General features: G+C 52.9%; 27 protein-coding genes and 1 tRNA gene. 10 read left to right on the top strand and 18 right to left on the bottom strand.

What is annotated here, in order from left to right:
• The first annotated feature begins 37 nt into the window (after window positions 1–37).
• Both K9U38_RS07845 and K9U38_RS07850 read left to right on the top strand, forming a co-directional pair.
• Entirely contained in the window at window positions 38–436 is a 399-nt protein-coding gene (locus tag K9U38_RS07845) for a fimbrial protein (protein WP_224493778.1), read from the top strand.
• A gap of 90 nt (window positions 437–526) precedes the next feature.
• Window positions 527–601, top strand: a tRNA-Glu gene (locus tag K9U38_RS07850).
• A gap of 105 nt (window positions 602–706) precedes the next feature.
• On the opposite strand, the gene K9U38_RS07855 is transcribed toward K9U38_RS07850, so the two are convergent.
• Entirely contained in the window at window positions 707–1294 is a 588-nt protein-coding gene (locus tag K9U38_RS07855; RefSeq protein ID WP_224493779.1) for a hypothetical protein, read from the bottom strand.
• Between the two features lie 164 nt (window positions 1295–1458).
• Window positions 1459–1839 (bottom strand): hypothetical protein, encoded by a 381-nt coding sequence (locus tag K9U38_RS07860; RefSeq protein ID WP_224493780.1) that lies wholly within the window; start codon window positions 1837–1839, stop codon window positions 1459–1461.
• A gap of 380 nt (window positions 1840–2219) precedes the next feature.
• Between K9U38_RS07860 and K9U38_RS07865 the strand changes: the two genes are divergently transcribed.
• The 3 genes from K9U38_RS07865 (at window position 2220) to K9U38_RS07875 (ending at window position 4632) form a co-directional block, all read left to right on the top strand.
• Entirely contained in the window at window positions 2220–3353 is a 1134-nt protein-coding gene (locus K9U38_RS07865) for a hypothetical protein (RefSeq protein WP_224493781.1), read from the top strand.
• 83 nt (window positions 3354–3436) lie between these two features.
• Window positions 3437–3964, top strand: a complete 528-nt coding sequence (locus K9U38_RS07870; protein ID WP_224493782.1) for a hypothetical protein — start codon at window positions 3437–3439, stop codon at window positions 3962–3964.
• A 392-nt stretch (window positions 3965–4356) separates the two neighbouring features.
• Window positions 4357–4632 (top strand): helix-turn-helix domain-containing protein, encoded by a 276-nt coding sequence (locus tag K9U38_RS07875; protein ID WP_224493783.1) that lies wholly within the window; start codon window positions 4357–4359, stop codon window positions 4630–4632.
• 201 nt (window positions 4633–4833) lie between these two features.
• Here K9U38_RS07875 and K9U38_RS07880 read toward each other — a convergent pair whose 3' ends face one another.
• Window positions 4834–5187, bottom strand: a complete 354-nt coding sequence (locus tag K9U38_RS07880; RefSeq protein ID WP_224493784.1) for a hypothetical protein — start codon at window positions 5185–5187, stop codon at window positions 4834–4836.
• A 519-nt stretch (window positions 5188–5706) separates the two neighbouring features.
• Between K9U38_RS07880 and K9U38_RS07885 the strand changes: the two genes are divergently transcribed.
• On the top strand, window positions 5707–6036 hold the full coding sequence (locus K9U38_RS07885) for a hypothetical protein (RefSeq protein WP_224493785.1): 330 nt from the start codon (window positions 5707–5709) through the stop codon (window positions 6034–6036).
• Window positions 6037–6211: 175 nt separating this feature from the next.
• Window positions 6212–6535: a hypothetical protein gene (locus K9U38_RS07890; protein ID WP_224493786.1), complete on the top strand. Its 324-nt coding sequence runs from the start codon at window positions 6212–6214 to the stop codon at window positions 6533–6535.
• A gap of 251 nt (window positions 6536–6786) precedes the next feature.
• Here K9U38_RS07890 and K9U38_RS07895 read toward each other — a convergent pair whose 3' ends face one another.
• On the bottom strand, window positions 6787–7044 hold the full coding sequence (locus K9U38_RS07895) for a hypothetical protein (RefSeq protein WP_224493787.1): 258 nt from the start codon (window positions 7042–7044) through the stop codon (window positions 6787–6789).
• Window positions 7045–7274: 230 nt separating this feature from the next.
• On the opposite strand from K9U38_RS07895, the gene K9U38_RS07900 reads away from it, so the two are divergent.
• Window positions 7275–7505 carry a hypothetical protein gene (locus tag K9U38_RS07900; RefSeq protein WP_224493788.1) on the top strand — a complete coding sequence of 77 codons (231 nt, stop codon included), beginning with the start codon at window positions 7275–7277 and terminating at the stop codon, window positions 7503–7505.
• Between the two features lie 542 nt (window positions 7506–8047).
• Window positions 8048–8215 (top strand): hypothetical protein, encoded by a 168-nt coding sequence (locus K9U38_RS07905; protein WP_224493789.1) that lies wholly within the window; start codon window positions 8048–8050, stop codon window positions 8213–8215.
• Between the two features lie 14 nt (window positions 8216–8229).
• On the opposite strand, the gene K9U38_RS07910 is transcribed toward K9U38_RS07905, so the two are convergent.
• A complete protein-coding gene (locus K9U38_RS07910) occupies window positions 8230–9024 on the bottom strand; it encodes a tetratricopeptide repeat protein (RefSeq protein ID WP_224493790.1) in 795 nt (264 codons plus the stop codon).
• Window positions 9025–9257: 233 nt separating this feature from the next.
• Between K9U38_RS07910 and K9U38_RS07915 the strand changes: the two genes are divergently transcribed.
• The gene (locus tag K9U38_RS07915; protein ID WP_224493791.1) at window positions 9258–9569 is read left to right on the top strand and encodes a DUF982 domain-containing protein; all 312 of its coding nucleotides are present in this window, start codon (window positions 9258–9260) and stop codon (window positions 9567–9569) included.
• A 665-nt stretch (window positions 9570–10234) separates the two neighbouring features.
• Here the strand turns inward: K9U38_RS07915 and K9U38_RS07920 are convergent.
• From K9U38_RS07920 to K9U38_RS07980, 13 genes are all read right to left on the bottom strand, one after another.
• Window positions 10235–10741 (bottom strand): hypothetical protein, encoded by a 507-nt coding sequence (locus tag K9U38_RS07920; RefSeq protein WP_224493792.1) that lies wholly within the window; start codon window positions 10739–10741, stop codon window positions 10235–10237.
• Window positions 10742–11377: 636 nt separating this feature from the next.
• Window positions 11378–11791: a hypothetical protein gene (locus tag K9U38_RS07925; protein WP_224493793.1), complete on the bottom strand. Its 414-nt coding sequence runs from the start codon at window positions 11789–11791 to the stop codon at window positions 11378–11380.
• A gap of 295 nt (window positions 11792–12086) precedes the next feature.
• Window positions 12087–12299: a hypothetical protein gene (locus K9U38_RS07930; RefSeq protein WP_224493794.1), complete on the bottom strand. Its 213-nt coding sequence runs from the start codon at window positions 12297–12299 to the stop codon at window positions 12087–12089.
• Window positions 12296–12580 (bottom strand): hypothetical protein, encoded by a 285-nt coding sequence (locus K9U38_RS07935; RefSeq protein WP_224493795.1) that lies wholly within the window; start codon window positions 12578–12580, stop codon window positions 12296–12298. The genes K9U38_RS07930 and K9U38_RS07935 overlap by 4 nt, the downstream gene beginning before the upstream one ends.
• The gene (locus K9U38_RS07940) at window positions 12577–14343 is read right to left on the bottom strand and encodes a hypothetical protein (RefSeq protein WP_224493796.1); all 1767 of its coding nucleotides are present in this window, start codon (window positions 14341–14343) and stop codon (window positions 12577–12579) included. The genes K9U38_RS07935 and K9U38_RS07940 overlap by 4 nt, the downstream gene beginning before the upstream one ends.
• Entirely contained in the window at window positions 14344–16647 is a 2304-nt protein-coding gene (locus K9U38_RS07945; RefSeq protein ID WP_224493797.1) for a hypothetical protein, read from the bottom strand. It lies immediately after the preceding gene.
• A 10-nt stretch (window positions 16648–16657) separates the two neighbouring features.
• On the bottom strand, window positions 16658–17011 hold the full coding sequence (locus K9U38_RS07950) for a helix-turn-helix domain-containing protein (protein ID WP_224493798.1): 354 nt from the start codon (window positions 17009–17011) through the stop codon (window positions 16658–16660).
• Complete coding sequence (locus K9U38_RS07955; protein ID WP_224493799.1) at window positions 17008–17175, bottom strand: hypothetical protein; 168 nt, start codon at window positions 17173–17175, stop codon at window positions 17008–17010. The genes K9U38_RS07950 and K9U38_RS07955 overlap by 4 nt, the downstream gene beginning before the upstream one ends.
• Window positions 17172–17552 carry a hypothetical protein gene (locus K9U38_RS07960; protein ID WP_224493800.1) on the bottom strand — a complete coding sequence of 127 codons (381 nt, stop codon included), beginning with the start codon at window positions 17550–17552 and terminating at the stop codon, window positions 17172–17174. Before K9U38_RS07960 ends, K9U38_RS07955 begins: the two co-directional genes overlap by 4 nt.
• Window positions 17549–17737, bottom strand: a complete 189-nt coding sequence (locus K9U38_RS07965) for a hypothetical protein (RefSeq protein ID WP_224493801.1) — start codon at window positions 17735–17737, stop codon at window positions 17549–17551. Before K9U38_RS07965 ends, K9U38_RS07960 begins: the two co-directional genes overlap by 4 nt.
• Window positions 17734–17883 (bottom strand): hypothetical protein, encoded by a 150-nt coding sequence (locus tag K9U38_RS07970; RefSeq protein ID WP_224493802.1) that lies wholly within the window; start codon window positions 17881–17883, stop codon window positions 17734–17736. Before K9U38_RS07970 ends, K9U38_RS07965 begins: the two co-directional genes overlap by 4 nt.
• The gene (locus K9U38_RS07975) at window positions 17880–18143 is read right to left on the bottom strand and encodes a hypothetical protein (RefSeq protein WP_224493803.1); all 264 of its coding nucleotides are present in this window, start codon (window positions 18141–18143) and stop codon (window positions 17880–17882) included. The genes K9U38_RS07970 and K9U38_RS07975 overlap by 4 nt, the downstream gene beginning before the upstream one ends.
• A 182-nt stretch (window positions 18144–18325) precedes the next feature.
• On the bottom strand, window positions 18326–19549 hold the full coding sequence (locus K9U38_RS07980) for an AAA family ATPase (protein WP_224493804.1): 1224 nt from the start codon (window positions 19547–19549) through the stop codon (window positions 18326–18328).

Raw genomic sequence — 19549 nt, forward strand, 5'->3', positions numbered from 1 at the left:
TACAGAGGCTTGGTTTCGAAACCTCGGAGATGCCTGTATGGCCAATATCAACCCAGAACTTGATGGGGAAGAACAGCCCCTGGATCCGGCGATGGAGCGGGTACGTCGCAAAATGATCCGGCTTCTGGCTGTTTCCATCGGCATTATGGTGATTGGTCTTATGGCGGTGCTTGGAGCCATTGTCTACAAGATTAACCAGCCGGTGGAGGAGGTGGGGACGTCCACGCGGTCGCAGGCGCAGGGACAGACGCTTGGAGCTGCGCTTGAGGGCGAGGCGATCACGCTCGATCCGGGCACACGCATCCTGTCTCATAATCTTTCAGATAATACGCTCTCGCTAGAGACGCGTCTCGGCGACGGCAGCCGGCAGATTCTTCTTTATGATGTGGCGACCAAGCGCGTCGTTGCTCGCATATCGGAGGCTGTGGGCAACTAGCCGAAATGCGACGCGTTAACGTCGATGGCGCGCAAAACAATATTGCACTTTCCCGGCAGCTTGATTATACCCGCGTGATCAACCTGCTATGCGCCCATCGTCTAGCGGTCAGGACGGCGCCCTCTCACGGCGCAAACAGGGGTTCGATTCCCCTTGGGCGTACCAATAAAATCAACAACTTAGCTGGAAATTAAAACTTCTCGTCAAATATAGATCAAATAAACGCACTTGTACGAGTGTGAATATTGGCGAACGAATCCTTCTGAATATTCAATTTCGGCTTTCCACAAAAATTGCAAAAAACTCCTCAAGGACTGTCGCGAATGCATTCGACATTCCTACCTGAAGGTCGTTGCCTCCCATTGTACTGGCTCCAATGACGGATTTGTCCCACAGGCTTAATGTTCCAGAGCGAGGGACGCTCTCGGGTGTTCCTGCTTTGGCGCTCTTTTCGATTGCATCGGAATAAAAGGAGCCGGCATCAAGCCTCATGAGAACCCCACGGGGATTGCCGACTTGAGTAGCTCGTATTGTAGCTTCCAACACAAGGGCATTATTCAGCTTAATAGCGGCCATGGTGACGGAGAAGTAATCTTCGCTGCCCACATCGCGGAAGGGCACCTTAGCAGCCGCTGCTAAAAAACGTGCTTTGACTGCCGCATCGGAACACAACCGCTTTTGCAAGTAATCCTCGGGATTATCTGGAAGGCATCGGAAGACAATGCCACCCCAACCAGCAAACTGCTCACGATAGAACTTTTGCTCTTCCGTCAACGTTTGTGCAAATGACGGGAGAGTACCCATGACCAGGATCGTAACCAGTATGATCCTTTTGAAGCGCGCCCGAATTGCGGTCAATTGCTTTCCCCCTGCCAGTTGGCGAGTTTGAATATAGCCGCGATTGCTGTTTGGCAGAATGATAGCGGCTGCTTTTTAACCAAAATCAGATAGGACAACGTAAGCCAAGAATTCCGAACGGATATTACATGAAAAAAAATTTATGCCTGCTCGTTGCCTTAACGCTAGGGGCATGTAGCGATAACAGCTTGGAAGGCCAGCAAACAAAATGGGAAACCTTCGTCCACGGCAACAGGTACGGGACCAGTGCGGATATCTGGCTGGTCAAACACAATGCCTTCGGCGTTCTGGAAAAGGTTGGCGTTATATTCGGTTTTATGGCCGACTATGACTTTTGCAGCCAAGTGGCAGATATGTACATGCAGCGATATCCGGCGGATCAATACTCTTGCATGATCGCGAACTGACATTGAGCTGATCGGCCACCGATCCTGTTTTTCATTCTGGCGACGTGCCGGCAATGAAAATATCGTCTCCGGTTTTGGGAACAACCATCTTGCTCGAAACTGGCTCCCGTGGGTTTTTACGTCCAAATCTACTGCCATTTTGATGGCATCGCCGCGAGCGATCCGATATAAGCGCGGACTCCTTTGATGACGCCTCCTAGCAGTTTGTCGTAGGGAAAATAACGACGGACCGCCAAGAGACCTCGCGGCAAAAGTCTACAGGATTGAGGAAATCCGCGATGCTCGTGGTGACCCTCATTGCCGCCCTGAGATTCGGCGCTTCTATCACGCCTAAACGTGAAAGCCGATCCGCTAAAGGAAGCGCCTGCATTACACAGGAATAAAAGATTCCAGTGCAAATTCTCAAGAATTGGCGACCTGATCGCTTTTAACATCACACTGTGCATTGACATTACTTCGGGATTCTAAAATCCATGTTTGTGCGCGTAAGAAGTGCAGTGATTCCTTTTGGGGGCAGAATGACAGTTATTATTGATCCGGAAATCCGCATTTTACCGGACGACCATAAAGTCTTCGTTCTGCACCCGGGCGACAACAAGCGATTTTATAAAGATTTCGTGGACACGAAGTCCGTATTTCTTGATTTGCCTGGAATATCATTTGCTGAACCTCCGAAGATGGACGACGAGGCGATCAGGAACGCGCTCAGGATGGCTCGTCGGATATCAATTTGGAAGCGGCGCGGTTCAGTTGCAAAAGATAAGCCCAGTCGGGATCCCAACGATTATGCAGTAGCAAATCCCGGCTCTAAGGCCCCCAAATTCGTCCATGAGGTCCATGAACTTTATTCTGAAGCGCGGCGTGGAGACCTCATCGTGGTTCCAGGTAAGGGCTACGAGTCCACAGTTTATTTAGGAGAATTCGTCAACGATTTTGATCCTAACTTCACCGTGGAGTCGTTGAGATATTCAGGTGAAAAGATAGCCGCCCGAAAAGTCGCGTGGCTTCCTGTCAATATGGCAAAAAGTCAATTCAACCGACGCTTGATCCGACTGATGCAGAACCGCCAAGCGATAATAAAGATATCGCAGCAAACTGACAGACGTGAAATCTATAACTTTGCTTACGGCGATTATATATGGAAAGAGGCCTCCGGAAATCTTATCAAGGTAACGAAGGATGAGATCGACTTAAACGATCTAAACAAAGCTGTCGATCTTACAAACTATTTTGCCTCGCAGTATTTGGCCTTAAAAAAGGGGGAATTAGAGCAATTCCTCACATTGGAATTCCACGACGCCATTGATAAATATTACGACAAGAAATATTTCGGCGGCGTGAACGTAGAAATTCACTCGCCTGGTTATTTTGGCCGCGTCATGAAGCACGCAATCATGGCAAGCTATGTATCTGCAATGCTGGCTCTTTCTGGGGCGGGTATCACAGCACAAGAAGCTTTGGACGTCCAAGTAAAGAATTCTGCAAACCCAGTCGTTTCGATCTGCGACGCCGAGCTTGAAAAAGACATTCGCGAAACGATGGAGATGTATGCCAATATTCATCTTTGGGAAGAAGACATCTGCCCTAAGCGCGAGGCTACCAAAGAAACTGTCGGTCTAAAGACGGAAGTAACCGTAAAAAAAGAGGATTGAGAATTATCGTGATATTGGCGCGATAACCCTATATGATTGGTGGGTAACCGACCTCGAATTATTGGTCAGGGATTATTCTGAGCATGTGGAACACCTTCAAAGCCTTTTTGCAGAAGCACATTCTGGGAACCGTAGTTTCGACGACGGTGCTCGGCTTGATGTCGGGCGGCGGGGCTACATATTGGGCGCTCTATGAAGCTCAAGTAAATCGCGTGGCAGAAATGCGCGTGAAAGAATTTCAATCCTTGGGCGATGAAACGCAGAAATTTAAAGAGTTGCTGAGCAGCTTCACCGAGGACGTTGATGCATCGGGGACCATTAATCCTGACAAGAGGAAAGACCTCTCGTCCACGCTCGTCAGGATGTACAACGTATACGGCGCTTTCACAGTGAACTTACCCAAAGAAAAAGAGCAGCCTGTCAAAACATTGCAAACTTCCATCAATGAAGTGAAGAAGCAAGTTCAGACGATGAAAACCAAACAAGACCTGGATCCATTGGGTTTGGCTTTGGTTGATATGTTCCAAAATTTAAAGACTGTACAGCCTCTGCTCGAAGAAGCAGTTGGCAAACCTACAAGTTCTCCGAACCTTGATGAAACCAAGGTGTAACAGCTATTGCATTTTTACGGCTGCGGACCGAAGTCTGATTTTATGCCACTCCTATAGCTATTGAACCCCGATTCTTTTTCATCGCGACTGTGCTACACAGCTAAAATAGCGTTGTGCCGACAGGGGGCGATTTTGGGGAAAGTCCTGGTCCCAAACCAGATGCGCTGCCAGACTGCGCTGCGGGCTGGGACGCCCTAGGGGACTCGAACTCCCTAGGTCTCCCGCTAGAACCTAAATCTGGTGCGTCTACCATTTTCGCCGCGACCCGCTGATTAAGGGTCAGCGGCTCAGCCTGAGCCAGCGCCTACGCTAGCAGCGTATTTCTTGTTGTAACTACGCTGACTGCGTATTACAATAGGGCGTCAACTCAAGGTCTGAGGGAGGGAACCCCAATGAACAACTCACACAAAACGCCTTTCGAACAAGAAATGGACGCCTTGCATTCGAAGTGCGGCCATCCCCAATTCGTCACCGAAACACTAAAACAATTCCGCAAGGATCATAATCTCACGGTCAAATGGGCCGCGTGGTACTTGGGTGTCCCGGCCCGCACGCTTGAAGGCGTCGAACAAGGTCGGGAATTTCCCTATCCCGCGCTATTGGTCAAGCTGATCAAGATGTACCCCGCACCGGCCTCGTCTAGTGACGCCTCACCAAATGTGGCCTAGGACGCACCGCAACTAATTCACTTCACGGTCGGCTTGGCCACGTTAAGCCGCACGTGCGCTGAGCCTTCGGTCCGGGTCGGCGCTATCGCAAGCGAAACTGGATCAACGCCTATCTGGTCAACTACGGCCCCGGCACGACGATCGCTTCGCCGCCGCAATATCTCGTCGTCCCCTGATCACCCCCAGGCAACCGGTCTCCAATTACGGCTCTATAACACCCTCGCCTTCCATCCCCACTATGTTTGCGTCCTCGTCCTGCTCATCCAGCAACGGATTTGGCTTAGAAACCGGCCCCTCTGGTTGTTGGGGTGAACGACTCGGATCAGCAGTCAGATTCGAATTATCGGCGACTGGATATGCGGGCAACTCATATGCGGGACTTGTTTTAAGCTTCGCCTCTGCATGGTCGATGAGTTGTTGATCGGTCATCCCATTAGAATCTTCGTCTGACACTTCTACCCAGGCCTGCTGACCATCTTCATAAACAAACTGCACGGTTCGCCCGCCTGTTCCCTCAGCTACTCGTGGGATTATGTTTTGTTCAACAACCCGCATATCCGGTCTCCTCGATTATACCGGCTTAACCAATGCGATCGGCGTTGGTTCCCAGAGGAAGCAACTTGATTTCGGCTACCTCTGGGGCATCATGACTCCGTGATGGCTCTGCATCCGACATTGGGAAGCAAAACCGGTCGGTCAACAATCTCGCCACAACATTCGCCGACCAGCTAATATCGTCGGGTGGGTGAAACGGTGAAATTTCCAAAAGGTTTGCGATGTCCCGAGGCGTTAGTTTCGGATTCTTTGACTTCAAACTAGTGACGTAATCGGCAACCCTGATAGCAGGGTCGCGCATGTCCTTTTTCGGCCTGTACCTTTTCCGGGGCTGGTTCATTACCGTCCAGTCGTGATGAGCAATACTGATTCGGAGGTTAGTAGAGTTGCCAGGTGGATCAACTCATTTTCATGCGTTCAATGCTGTCGGCCAAAACGACGCTAAGAAGTTTTAACGAAAAGATGTCTGAACGCAGTCGTATTTTTGAAACGAATTAAAGTCTCCGGAGTTTGAAAGCCATGGAAATTACATGGCACAGAACTCGTGTGGGGCTGATAGAGCAGTCGCAGGATTTTACCGCAAGGAACCGTACCGGCATCGATGTCGGACGAGTCTACCTCATCGACGGTGGTCCGGACGATCAACGTTGGTACTGGACCTTTATCCTCGGGCATTCGCAATTTCGCATGAGTAGAGTCAGCGGAGTTCAACGCTCACGGGCGAATGCGTACGAGCAGGTCGCCAAGGCCTATCAACTATATCTCGAAACTCCCGGCAGCGAGGGCGGTGGATTGAGTCGTATACCAGTCAGAAAGACCGCAAACAGCGACGGCACGCCACGCCGATAATGTCGCTCCGGGACAACCGAGACGATTTTTGGTTGCCAGGAGAGCTTGGAGGTTGATTTTCTGGCCCGCGCCGGGCCGGCCATGCTGGAATAGCAACAGAAGTTGAAACCACTTTTCATTCGATAATCTATCGTGTTTTCTTGGCGCAATGCGAGGGATACGGACTGAGGGAATTATGACTATCGATTGGATCACCACACTGCAGGAACAAGCGGATTTTGCTACACGGATCGCAGAAGACGTGAAACAGACGCTCAAATTGCCAGATCTGACAGCGACCCAGGCAGCCCGACTCTATCGTGTCGTGGAGGAAGGCGCTCAAACCTTTGATCGTATTATCGATGAAATGGAACAATACGACGTGGAAGCCAGCATGACCGAAGCAGCCGAGACGATCGCTGATATGTGGACCAATCTCTCAATCGCTACCGCAAACAGGTTGCGTGCTTTACAGGGTCTGGAGCCCATTGAATTCCCATCCGACGATGACCACTCCTGATCACATATGCCCAAACCCTTCGGTACTCTTGGCCGATAGAATTAGGCTGATGTTCTTCGACTTGCATTTCGAGCAACGGAGCTTGGGAACAAGATCGTTACGCATACTGCTGTGATCGCGACCTAGTTTGCTGGCCAGGTATTCAAGATCCAGTTTTGCAGTGTGGCGGCACTTCGGATTGTTGCAGCAGGCGCGAAGCATATGATCGGTGTCGATCAATGCGCCCAGGGTGCTGAGGGACATCGACATCGCTAAAACCGCGTTGGGCGCCAGATAACGCGATTGGTGTGAACCCGGTCACGGTCATCCTCGAAAGGCATCACCTCGCAATCAACGACATTGCATTCCTTGCAGCGGAATTTCAGGCTTTTGAATGTCCTGCCGTGGCCGTTGACAGTCGCGAGATCGCTGGCAATGAAAAAGCCTACCTTCTCGCATTTGCGGCACGTTACCCGTACGAGCATCCCGTGTCGCGCTGCTTCTCCTAGAGTCTTCAGTGTTCGAGTCATGGAGAACAAAATGAGAACATATTCCCATTTCGTCAAGGACGAAGATGCTTGATCGGTAACCTTTGCGGAGCGAAGCTTTGGGCCGGCGGCGGGGTTAGATGGCTTTGACGAAACTTTGACGGAATTCGAATTAGCTCAGATTCGCAGATGATCTAGGGCTCGAAGCGCTTGGAATCTCATGATGAAATAACTGCATGCCAGCGCTGTCTGGCGGCACAACGGAGAAGAGAATGAACATTGACGACAAGATCGCCATGTTGAAACAGGTCCGCTGGCGCGAGGCTCAGTTAGCCACAGGTGGCGAACAAGATGCATCGACCAGCAGACTGATACGCACACAACAAGCCATCGACGCATTGGTGGCCGCCAAGGCTTCCGGGATTCCAGAGCAGCAGTGGAATGTCGACGTGGATGGTATTTTACTTGACCCGAACCATGACTGGTACGAACGCGAAGGTTAACGGGAGAAGCCGCCAAGACGTTGGGAAAAGAGCAGGAAGTAAGTAAATCGACCTCCTTACTTTGACTTGAAATTGGTGTTTTCATTTTCCCGCCTGGTGCCGACGAACTAGGCAAGGGGCCTGGGGCTCCAACTTTGCTTCACATTGTTTAGCGCCAGGCCTCACTTTTTTTGGAACCATCCTCTAACTAGCGCGTTTTGTTATTGCCGAGACAACATTGGACCAGTTCCAAAGAAGTCTCGACAGGGCTCAGTTTTTTCACGATGAAAATCGTGTCAATCTGGGCCCGCTTTTTTGCGGCCGAACGCCTTCAAACCTCGATTCGTCCACTGGCGGATTGACAGTGGTTTCCAGCAGTATTTCTATAACTCTCACACACCGAGCGTTTGGAGACCCAGCGCTTGATGACGCCGTAACCTCCCGCGCCCTGATGGGAGGAATATCGATTGTGGCTGAATCCGTCACTCAATCGTGATGGAATAAAACCGAGCGCAATGTTGTTGACCGCAATGCATAGGAACCCATGAAAAGGAGACAACCTTATGCGCAGTCACATCACAATCGCAGTCTTGCTCGTGACCCTAATCGGTGCCGCCGGATGCGCGACCAGTCATGGAGCGCAGCATTCCCCGGCACAGACTACAAACGGTGGCAGCAGTAGCCCTGGCGGTACCGGAGGCACGGGCGGCGGCACGGGCGGCGGCTATTAAGGCGTTGAACGGTCTCAGTTCGGCGACGGCTTCCATTCCCGCGCCATGCGCTGTGCCTCGGCGAGTTGGTCAGGGGTCATCCTACGGGCTGTTTGATCCCGATAGGTAGACGCACCTCCGTTGCCCTGCGCGGCAGAAAGGTTAAACCACATGTGCGCGAGAACGTAATCCTGCGGGACGCCTTGGCCTTGAGCGTACATGATGCCGAGGGTGTTCTGGGCGAAGGCATTGCCTTGGTCGGCAGAAAGCCGCAGCAAGTTGTTAGCTTTTAGATGGTCTTGCGCAACGCCTTTGCCCTCAAGGTACATGACGCCCAGGTTGTACTGAGAGCTGGCATGGCCCTGATCGGCAGCAAGTCGATACCAAACTATCGACTTGGAATAGTCTTGCGGGACACCTCGGCCGTTTTCGTACATCAGGGCAAGGTTGTTCTGGGCAAAGGGATAGCCTTGGTCGGCGGAAAGCTGCAGCCACTTAATAGCTTTTGAGTAGTTCCGCGGGACGCCTTTGCCTTTTTCGTACATGACGCCCATGTTGAACTGGGCGATGGCATTGCCTTGGTCGGCAGCAAGGCGATACCACTTCAAGGCCTCTGAATAATCCTTCGGTACGCCTTTACCCTGAGAATACATGAAGCCGAGAGATGTCTGCACCTCCACGTTGCCTTGAGAGGCAACGAGGCGGAACATCTCCACCGCCTTGGCGTAGTCGCCGCTCTCATATGCTGCAGCGCCATCCTCGAGCAGCCCAGCAGCCGCCGACCCCGCTAACATGACAGCAACAACGACCCCGGCGAATAGCTTCTTCATTTGGATACTCTCTCGATTGCGAGAAACGTTCGCGGTCCGTTTCGCAAACGAGCGCCCAAGGCTCAACGCCCGCAAAATGAGTGTTTCATTAGCAATTCGGACAACTTCGCGCTTGCGTTTGGCTGCCAATCTCATGTGTTAAGACGCCACAACTGGCGGACAGATCGTCGCCGGTCGAATAGATCAAACGGATTGGTTCCGGAACTCGCACCGCTTTGCTACCGTTTCGGATCATGGAAGATTACAGACCGTTCAAAATTGTCTCAGTCCTGCGCAATGGTAGCGCCATGGGCATTACGTCTGCTTATGACGCTGCTGTGTACATGCTGGAGAAGTGGCCGGATGAAGATGGCCCAAAAGCCAAGCTGGCACGCCAGATCCTGTTAAACTGTCTCGCGGGTGATTGCTCGGCTGCGGTTGCTCGCGTGGCCTTCGTTGAAGCTGCAAAAGAAGCTGGCATTTTCTTTGAGACGACACCACCACCACCGCCAACTGGAAAGATGGGTCCGCGTTGGGGAAAGCGGAAGCCGGTGCGAACATCATGACGCTTTCAGCCTCCGCCGAGACGCTCTAACCCTACATTTCGCCGAGCAATATTGGGCGTTCGATTTGCCAATAAACTTTGCCTCGCATTCGAAGCATGTCCGCGTCGGTACTTTTTGCCTTGCGGCTCGTGCGCTACGCTGTGTGCACCCTGCGGAACAGAAGGGACTCCTCATTCTGGTTGAGCCGTTCATTGTCAAACCGCATGCTTTGCAAGTGCGCGTCGTGGTGGTGCGGGCGGCTTCAGCCTCTGTGAGACATGCCGAACAAACCGGTACAATTTGAGTAGCATGAGTAGAGACCATAAAGGCCGACTCCAATGCAATTGTGCAACGGGAACAATGGCCCCTGCGTAAGCGCATTGGGGGCATTTGTTTATCGAATATGATTATTGGTTTTGCCACGGTCATTTCAGTGAATCTAACAGAATGCATTAGGTGGGCAGCGTCACTAATTGGACGTTAAACGCCGCTGCTCCTCTTCCCATTGCTTCATCAGCTTGCGCTGGTTGTTTTGTATGATCAACGCCATAATCCCGAACGGTACAAAGATGATCGTCCAGATCACAACACAACCCGTCGAGATGGGTTCTTTTGGTTTAGCGATCATAGATAGCTCGGCATTCCGTTTCACTTCATTCGTCTTTCGTTGCGGCCGAGGAGGGATTTTACTTCAAGCAGTCCAGTAGGGCTTTGCCGGCGGCAGTGGAGCCAGTTGCTGTGCCAATGAAAGGCTTGGTGGAAATGCCGTCCTTCACGGCAACCTGTTTCTTCGCGCTTGCGAATGCATGAACAAAAGCTTTGGCATCATCACCAGTTAGAACTGTCTCGGCTATTGCAAGGTTGTCACCAACGCTACCAGTTTTGCCAACCGCATCGATTTCCAGTTTCTTTGAATCGATAGCGAATTTCATTTCCGGATCGAAACCTACCATCCTGATATCGTACACAAAGCCTGGGATCACTCGTACGGTCAGCTCTTTCGTTGCGCTATCGCACAATATTGCCGCGCCGCTACGCAAGCTGGACATGTAGGATACGGTGACATTGTTACCACCGCTGAAAGGGTCCGCTTCAACGTCTGCGCTCCAGGAACCGAAACCAGCATGAGCAGTGTCCATGAATACGCCAGCAACAAGAAACGAAGTTGCGATTCGGATAGCTACATTTTTCATTGGTCTACCCTTTCAGACCGAGTGATCTGCCTCATAAGTTCATAGTAAAAAAGACAACCAGCCATTTGGGCTTTTACTCAGTCTGCTTTGCAGCTGTTCTTTGCCTACCGCGACGTTCTAGCAATTCGGACAAATTCCCGCTTGCGTTTAGCTGCCAATCTTATGTGCGGAGACGCCATTGGATTGGTCATTGGACCCGCCATGAATCAAAAAACCGCCGCTGAGGGGCGGCGGCGGGTGTGGGAGGTTTAGGCTTGGTCGGGGTGGTCAATGCCAGTTACCAAGTTACGCCCCGCTATCATGCTTCACAATCGGGAATTCCCTGAACACCACAGGGGGTTGCCCTTTATTGCGGGCGGCAAACTGGAACGTTTTTCATAATCGCAAGTTTATAGCGCGTTGGAGTCCATCCCCCGACAGAGGCCTGATGAGAAGCCACCCCGTTTCAACGCATCAGGCCTCACTCATCCCTGAGCTTAATCATTTATTAACCATGCGAGAGCAGCCTTTTGTCGCTGACCCATCCCCAAGTCCTCAGATACTGGTCAGTACACCCGATCGCTGCACCCCAATCAGCGGTCGGGTTTTTTGCTTTTGGACTAGCAGACCAATTTCGCGACTTTCGCAAAAGTGTTTTTAACAATCAGAAGGGATGACGAGGAAGGACTTGAAATTACCGTGGAGCATGTAGCGATATTCGACCGCCTGAATGTCTTTGTTAATGAAAGACGCGCGCCATGAATTGCAGATGCCAGCAATGCTTTCTGATTTTATCATCGAAACGTCGGCATCGGCAGGCACTTCGTCACTTAGAGTATAGTGGTAAACGAAGGTTCCATTGGAATAGGACGTTCTATCCAGCCGGGTAGCCTCGTCTAACTGTTTAGGCAAATCCTTATTCGCCACATCAACGGCATGAGCCATTAGGACAGGCGGCAGAACAAAAAATTTGGTAATTTGTGGCGAAGCTACAAGTGCCGCCACGACTAAGATATTTCTTATCTTCGGAGATTTGAATAGTCCGCCAATGAGTGCACCGATGGCACCCATTACTGCTCCAACTATGCCGTATATTATAAATGCCGGCCACTCACCCAAAAATCCCATATTTCCCCCCACTGCATTCTTTAGCCACGGCCCAATAACCATGTCGAGTGCGCGTTATGCAAGTGGATCAGTGGGCTCAAAAGTCTGCCTTTTAGGATTGGACGCGCCTTCACGTGTTTCCCCCTGCGCTCGTTCCCTAAGGATCGAAATCGCGAGCAGGTAACATTTGTGGCCGTTGTTTCTCCAGTCATAATCTGGATCGTCATCCTGCAGCGCCTATTTCACGAGCGCGGCAAGATCAGTCATCGCGCTGCAACCAAACCCATTTCGCTGCTGCGCCATCATCGGTCTGGCACGGCAAATATATCATGATGCCGGGGTCGATGGGCTCTAGGGCCGTCCGCTCTAGATCCAGATGGGTAATCGGGACCGTGAAGCAATCATCATAATCAGCCGCGATCGCTGGTGTGGTCAGCATGCCGACCATGAGTATCAATGCAAGCTTGCTCATTTTACACCCCGTGTTGGAAAGCGGCCCCTTATGAGCCAATGGCGTTGAAATACGTTCTCATTCAGCCCCTGACGCTTCTCCCTCGCAGGTTGGTCCCGCGCTATCTGCTCCATCTCCGATATGAGTTCGTCCCATGTGATGCGCGTCTCGCCCGGCTTCCGCTTCCTGAACAGCCAATGCCAGAACACCATGCCATTGAAGAGAAAAAATCCGATGGTCAGCGGAACCAAGAGGATTGCTGCCAGGGCACTTATGATAAGACCGTTGATCAAGACAATCATTTACCTGCCTCCTGCTGCTTCGCCATGTTTGCGATTATGGCCTGGACCACGGCTGAATAACCGGGACTGTTCAGCCCGCTTACTGAGACCTTTTGATTGGCGAGGTAAGCCCGAATGGATTTGGACATCAATGCACTGCCGGCAGCCCTGCCAACAGCAGGCACGCCAACGCCGATGGCAGTACTTAGCCCCGGAGTTCCAGTCAGAATATCGATAGCAAGACCTGCACCACCGCCACCGACCATCCGCCCGCCGACGGTGTTCAGGACTGAGCCGCTTTCAGGTATTTTTGCCATCGTACCTTCACCAGCGCGCGCCAGGTCAGCAAAGTCGCCCTGACCCCGGGCAAATGCACGACGACCCTGCGCTACCACAGCGCCTCGAAGTTGAGCGGGTGATATGATGCCGAGCCTAGCGTTCTCACCCGCGCCCGTAACTGCTTTCTCGACTACTAGAAGGTTGCGGTATGCATTACGCGTTTCTTTCCAAGCGCCGAGGTCGGCGGGGTTAGTCGCTGCGATACTGCGTTCCATGGCGTCATCGAGACTATCGCGGATACCCCGCCACGCTTCGAGTTCTTCACCTGTGGCAGACTTCAGCTTCTCACCAATTGACGATGCAAGTTGTTTATATTTTGCACCTGAGATTGGGCCATTCGCAATGTCGGCAGTAATATCGGCGACGGTGTTCGGGATTGCTGGAATACGAGCCGTTGGGTTTGTATTGTCCACGTAGGAACGGAGCGTATCGCCGATCTCCTTACTTAGCGTCTCGTCAGGGATTACACTGTTCCGTGACGCCAGATCATCAAACCGAGCACCAATCCGCGCACCAGCTTCCTGCACTGCTTCAGGTGTTGCGCGCGTTGCAGTTGATCCGATGCGCTTCATGATCGCGCCCGTGAACTGCTCGCCCTGACGTTCTGCAAAATTTTGCGCAGATCCACCACCTAGCTGGGCCTCGGTTGTTCGGAGGGCTTTACTACCGGTCTGTTGCCCAGCCGTAAGGTCGATGCCTTCCCGCTTCATCACATCATTCAAAGCGCCACGCTCTGCAGAGATTGCACCGCCCATGGGAGAGATGATTTTGTTGATAGCAGCAGGAGCCAGCGGAGCCGCGAGTGCCGCCACGATACGCGCTACCGGTTCGGCAGCGGGGAATACTTTCTTGGCTACCTGACCAGCGCCCTCGGATGCAGCACCTGGAAGGATGCCGTACTTGAGGATGTTGGTAGGAGTGACGCCACCGAATGCAGCGGCAGCGGGAACGAAGCTTGTAGCCGTCTTGGCGTATTCGCCAGCGGTGGTTTTGGGAACGTAGTTATTCACCCCGGTCACGTCCGTAACGCCCGCGTTAATGTCGGCCGTCGTAGGAGAGGCAAGAGGGGTAGGCTCGTCGCTGCCGGTGATCAAGTCGTATGCCTTGCGGATTGTGTACGTCGGCAAACCGCTCACAACATCAGCGCCATACTTGGCGCTTTCGCCCGCCTCGCGTGCCTGATCTGGCGTGCCACCGACTTTACCGACCATCCACTCGGCTAACCCGCCCAGCGTATTGGGAATATCGCCGAACTGTCCGGCAATGCCTTCGGTGCCTTCGCGCAAACCCTGGGCGCTGGATTTAACCACATCACCGGCAACGGATGGTTGCTGCTGGCTACCGGCACGCTCCTGAATAAACTTAATGGAATTATCCAGTTCAGTTTGGTTGGCCGCTTCAATCGGGTATGTCTTGCCGTTAAATTCGTACTGAAACGCACCCATTTAAAACGCTCCTTTCACGCGCCCGCCGCCCGGAACATCCATCCAACCGTCAGAATTGCCGCCTGTCGCATCAGAAGGCGCAGTCGTTCCCTTCCTCTCTTCCTCCGAGAACAGCGGGTTTTTGTCGGCCCATGCGCCAAGCTCGTCATAGAAATTCAGGTCTAGACGGTTGTCATGTGCCTTTGCATAAGCACGCGCCAGCTCAGCAACCTTAATTTTACGCTGGTTGATCCGTCGCGTAATATCGATAATCTTCCGATTACCTTCCTTGGTGTTGCTGATAGTCGGAACCTGACCCTCAATATAGTCGCGATCGGCATTGGAAACGCCTGTACCCAGAGAGCCGCCCATATTATCGAGTACGGCTTTCTTCGACAAAGCATTGAATGCTTCGGTGCTTGCAACACTGTCTGGGTTAATCCCCAAAGTTACAGCAAATCGCTTCAGGTTAGCCACAGTCTGAGCGCCGGACCCGCTGTAAAAGTTCGGATCTTCCATTTCCTTTTCCATGGCGTTCAACGATGAAATAGTGCTACGCGCGGTTTTTTCCTCGCCCATGAAAGTCAGAAGGTCTTTTCCCAGCCCTTCGCCTATCGTTTGGTCTTGCTTTTTTTCACCTTCAATAGTCACGCTATTATTTGCAGCACCGGCTTTACGCTTTTCAATCAACCAATCATTGAACGGGCGGGTTTCACCTTGGCCTCTCGCATACTCATATTCCGTGATGTCCGAAGTCGTTGGCGGGGCCTTTAGCTTTTCAATTTCAAGATTGCCCTTTTCGAGGTCCTGTCGATATTTCGGATCGGCTTCCTTTTGTGCGCGTTCGTAGGCCTGGCGTTCCAACCATTGCTCCTGCTCCTGCTGAGCCTTCAACTCTGCAACGCGCTGCTGATAGATTGCCGAGGCAACAGCCTTGGTGCGGTCATTCGCACGTGGGTCGCTGGCTATCCTGACCAGATCAGCGAGCGATGGGCCGTTATTTGCCCTATTCTGACTCGCTGGAGCGTTTTCTGGTGATGCGGGGTGCGGACCGCTAGCCGGAGAAGAAATCGCGCTGGTGGAGTCCTGTGGGGGCGTAGGCACGCCATCCACACTAGGTGCAGGGGGAAACACGCCTTGCAGTTCAGTTGCAGTCGGCTGCACAGTCTCAGCCATTCCAGCTACTATCTGATCGTTAGGATCAGCCATAGTGCGGATAGGCAGTGCTTGAGCGACACGAGCAACACTGGCAGGAACCGTGCTAGGCCGAATAGCGGAAACAACAGGGTTAGGCTGGCCGTTAGGGGCCACGAACGGAACGCCGGCCGCACTCGACAACGTTGGTTGATCGGTCACGTCCAAGACTGGTGTACCACCCGTTCCAACAGAAACACCATTCACATCGGCAACAGGCCTTGCGTCAGGCTGCGGTGCGATGTCGGGTAGCTGATCCATTCCCGCACTCGGATCAATCGACGCGACCTGAACACCACCAGCGGCAGGAACTGAGGCAGACGAACCAGCAAACTTTGGAACGTACATGCGCGCCGTATCAATGCGTCGCGAAGCCTCCCCACCGGGGCGATTGTATCCGGCAAACCGCCACGCATTATTCATGATGGTCTGGGCTTCTTCGACTGACTTTGCCGCCTGGAGCTTGGCGATCAACGAAGGGTCCTCATTGATGAAAAATTTCGCCTGCAGGGTCGGATCCGGTCGATTGGGATCACCACCATTGTCGGCGACAAACTTTTTCATGGCCTCGTAGCGCGGACCGTTCCACGACATGACGCCGCCTGCAGTTAATTGACGGCCACTCTCGGAAGGGTCCGCCCAATTACCGTATGCATTACGGGCCGAATAGCCGCTCTCGTGTTTGCCTGTCGATGCAACTGCCGCCAAGCCGTACGGATTGGTCAGGCCGGAATTCTTCACCGTGTCGATGAACGCAGTATAGACCCCTTCATCACTGGGGTTGGTACTGCTGCCACGCGGTCCCGATGACGCAGTGGGGGTGGTGGTGTCTGATACAGTGTACCGTCCATCATCACCACCGATCGCGGGCGACGGTCCGGTGAGCGTCGAGAGTAGGTCATCGTTGTAGGTGTCATTCGCCGCTGCCTGTTTATCCAGTTGTCCGCGACGGAAGGCGCCGGCTATTGCATCGGCTACGCGGGCAGCTCCTTGGCTCCAGTGGCCCACGGGGGATGTATCGATGCCCTGTAACTGTTTGCGCAGTTCAAGTGCGCGTGCAGTCTTGAGTTCCTCCTCGGTTAGTAGAGTGCCGCCTGGACCATTGAATACGGCCGGTAAAGGTAGGGCCATCGTTAAACTCCTATTTCGCGTCGGTGTCGTATATTGTTGTGAAGGTCACCTGCATTGGCCCGCTATGCTCGACTTCCTGCTTCTCTCGGAAATCTGCCGGCGCCGCGTTTTTCAGTGCGAAGATTGCGGATGTCACTTCTGGCCCGGTGGTGGCAGTGAGCAACCGCTTCTCCAAGAAAAACTGTCGCTTGACCATCGCCAGCTTTACCTGCTCGCCAAACTCCTCATGCTTGGATGCCCAGTCGTAGACGCGCTGGCGGTGTATTCCGAGCTGAGAAGCTGCGGCGGCGAGGCTGTACCCTTCGGACATCAGCGACATAATCTCGTCACCGTAAGAGGGCTTGAAGTCTGTCTGGCGGCTCATGGGTGTTTCTCCTGCAATGCAGCAGCGTGACGAACGGCTGTGGCGAGTGATGATCCATCCCGAGGCGTCGTGCTAATCGCAGCAATAAGGTCTTTGATCTGAGGTGATGCAGAGCCATTGCCGAATTTTTTCACCTCGTCGGCGGTGGATACAGTGGTGGTCATTGTGTTTCTCCTGCACGTTCTTCGAGATAATCCTTGAGGGCAGTCCGGATGTTCTTGCTTGGCCATGTCTTAGCCGCCCAACGGAGTGCCTTCTCTGTGTCGTAGGCGATGAAAAGTTTCAGAGGACGCGGGATGGCTGCTATTAGGAGGTCGCAAACCAGTGCGGCGTGCAAACGATCCGCTTCAGCAATCCCATCGGCGATGATCCACTCGACACGCTCGTTTGCGAATGCCTTCCAAATGACGGCAAATCGATAAATCCGCAGGTAGTCTATCGTCGGGAGAAACTCGACTGGTGTGACGATGACTTTCAAGGCGTCATCTGCCAGCTTGTCCACAACTGGGGCATGGTCGGCGTTGTAATTTTCCAAATTCATCGCGTCGGCTCCTTTTTGGGTGTCCGCAATGGAAGAATATCGGCAGTGCCATTCTCGGGTGGAAATCCCCATGACAAGCTTGGGTCCAGCCGGATGACGTTGCGTTCGCGCCATGACCAAGCAGATATTTCGGCGGACAGTCGCTCGGCAGCCTCACGCTCGCTCAAGAGTTCAAAGCAGATCATGACTTCACCTCGGGGCGTTTGAACTGCAGGATGACTGCGGACGGTCGCTTTTTGACTCGACGCAGCTTTCGAGCTTCATGCTCAGCGCGTTCCTTGGCGATGCGCTTTTCGACTTTGGCGAAGTATTCGGGGTCGGTGCGGATCACTGCATCACCTCCGGTTCGATGACGCGGACATTGCCCTGCAAGTCAGCAACCGCCACAGTGCCTCGCAGCATGGTGGCTACTGTCTGCATGAAATCGTCTCGTGCCTGCAAATATGCGGTCGTGAATTTACGAAGCTGGCGAGTATTGCGAATGCACGGGAATTCTGGTTCCCATTCGACCTGCATATTGCCGCCCACCCAAACGAAAGTGACTTTGTAACCAAGTGGCAGCGATGCGGTATGCTCCAGTGGACTAGCCATTTTCCGCTCCTATTCTTCGCACGCGGTGCAGCTTAAAGGCAGCGCATGCGTGTAGGGGGTATGGGGGGGTGTTGGTGTAGGCCGTTCGTAGGGGCGTTCGTAGGAAAAACGGACCGTTCGTAGGGGCGTTCGTAGGGGCGTTCGAACCCCGTTCGCATACCGTTCGTAGGGGCGTTCGTAGGCTATTCGCCATGATTTGCCTCCACGATAGCAAGTTGGTATGAGCGCCGAGAAGGAGGACCGAGTTCCAGCACTTTGATGCGTCCCACTTCGAACAGGCGGTTCATCGCAGTGATAAAGCCGCGCTTCCTGATGCCGCTTGCCTGCTGGTCTTTTTCGAACAATGCAGGTGCATAATTCGCGCCTGTTGAATGGCTAACTTTCCGACCTTCGACAGTGTACCGTTCGAGCAGTTCAAGAAAAACGCGATCTGTATGGTTCATGGCGGCGAGCGAAGTCAGGGAATTATTGGTGTTCGGTTTGAATACTCCGTTGACCCATCGAAGCGCGATTTCATCGCCGATTTTGCCGTAATTGGATTTGACGGTTCGAAGAACGCGGACATCGGTGTCGGCTTCCTCTCCATCCTTTTCCTTAAGGCGGTCCAGATAGAGGCGGGAACGGACGGAATTATTCCAAGCTGTTGAGCCTGACGATCCAGTACCACTTGCCATGCCGGCAACAGACGGGTGTGCCAGCATCACGATGGTAACGCGATATCTGGTGCAGAGGCCGCGCAGGAGACTAATAAATTGACGTGCCTGCGCACGTTGGATTTCGTCGCCTCCGAAAAGATCAGCAAGAGTATCGAGCACCAGCAGTGATGGGCGATGGTTAGCAACGAAGGCTTCAAGCGCAGCGAAGAGCTTGGTCGCTTTCAGAACGTTGCCTTTTCCTTCCGGGACAGCAAGCAACGCGTCTTTACCAGCCAGCGAGCAAATATGCAGGTTTTTGAGAGCGTTCAGTTCTAACTCAAATTCGCGAACGATATCAGCAAGGCGTCGATGAACCTCATCAACATCATCTTCCGCCGTTAAGAAGAAGGCCATGCCTTGCAAAACTGTACGACCCGCCCAATAGCCATTAACCTGGGCAGCAACGGCTAGCATCAGAGCTAGCAGGGACTTACCTGTGCCACCATCACCATTGAGAAGGGTCACAGTATAAGCGGGGATCAATCCTTCCACGAACCAACGACGCGGAGGTATGGCGACACCCGCCAGACTGGCGGCAATGATCGTGTCGAGGATGCTCAATTCTTGATTGGCCTTTGCCGGGGTCGCACCATTGTGGACTGTCGATCGCAGTGCAACGTCGTCATCCGGCAGCCGGATATCCTCTTCGGAGAAGCCTGGATCGCCGACCTCGCTAAACATCATGTGATTGTTATCGGGGCGCACTGACAT

This window comes from Phyllobacterium lublinensis, assembly GCF_020164435.1.
Taxonomy (GTDB): Bacteria; Pseudomonadota; Alphaproteobacteria; order Rhizobiales; family Rhizobiaceae; genus Phyllobacterium; species Phyllobacterium lublinensis.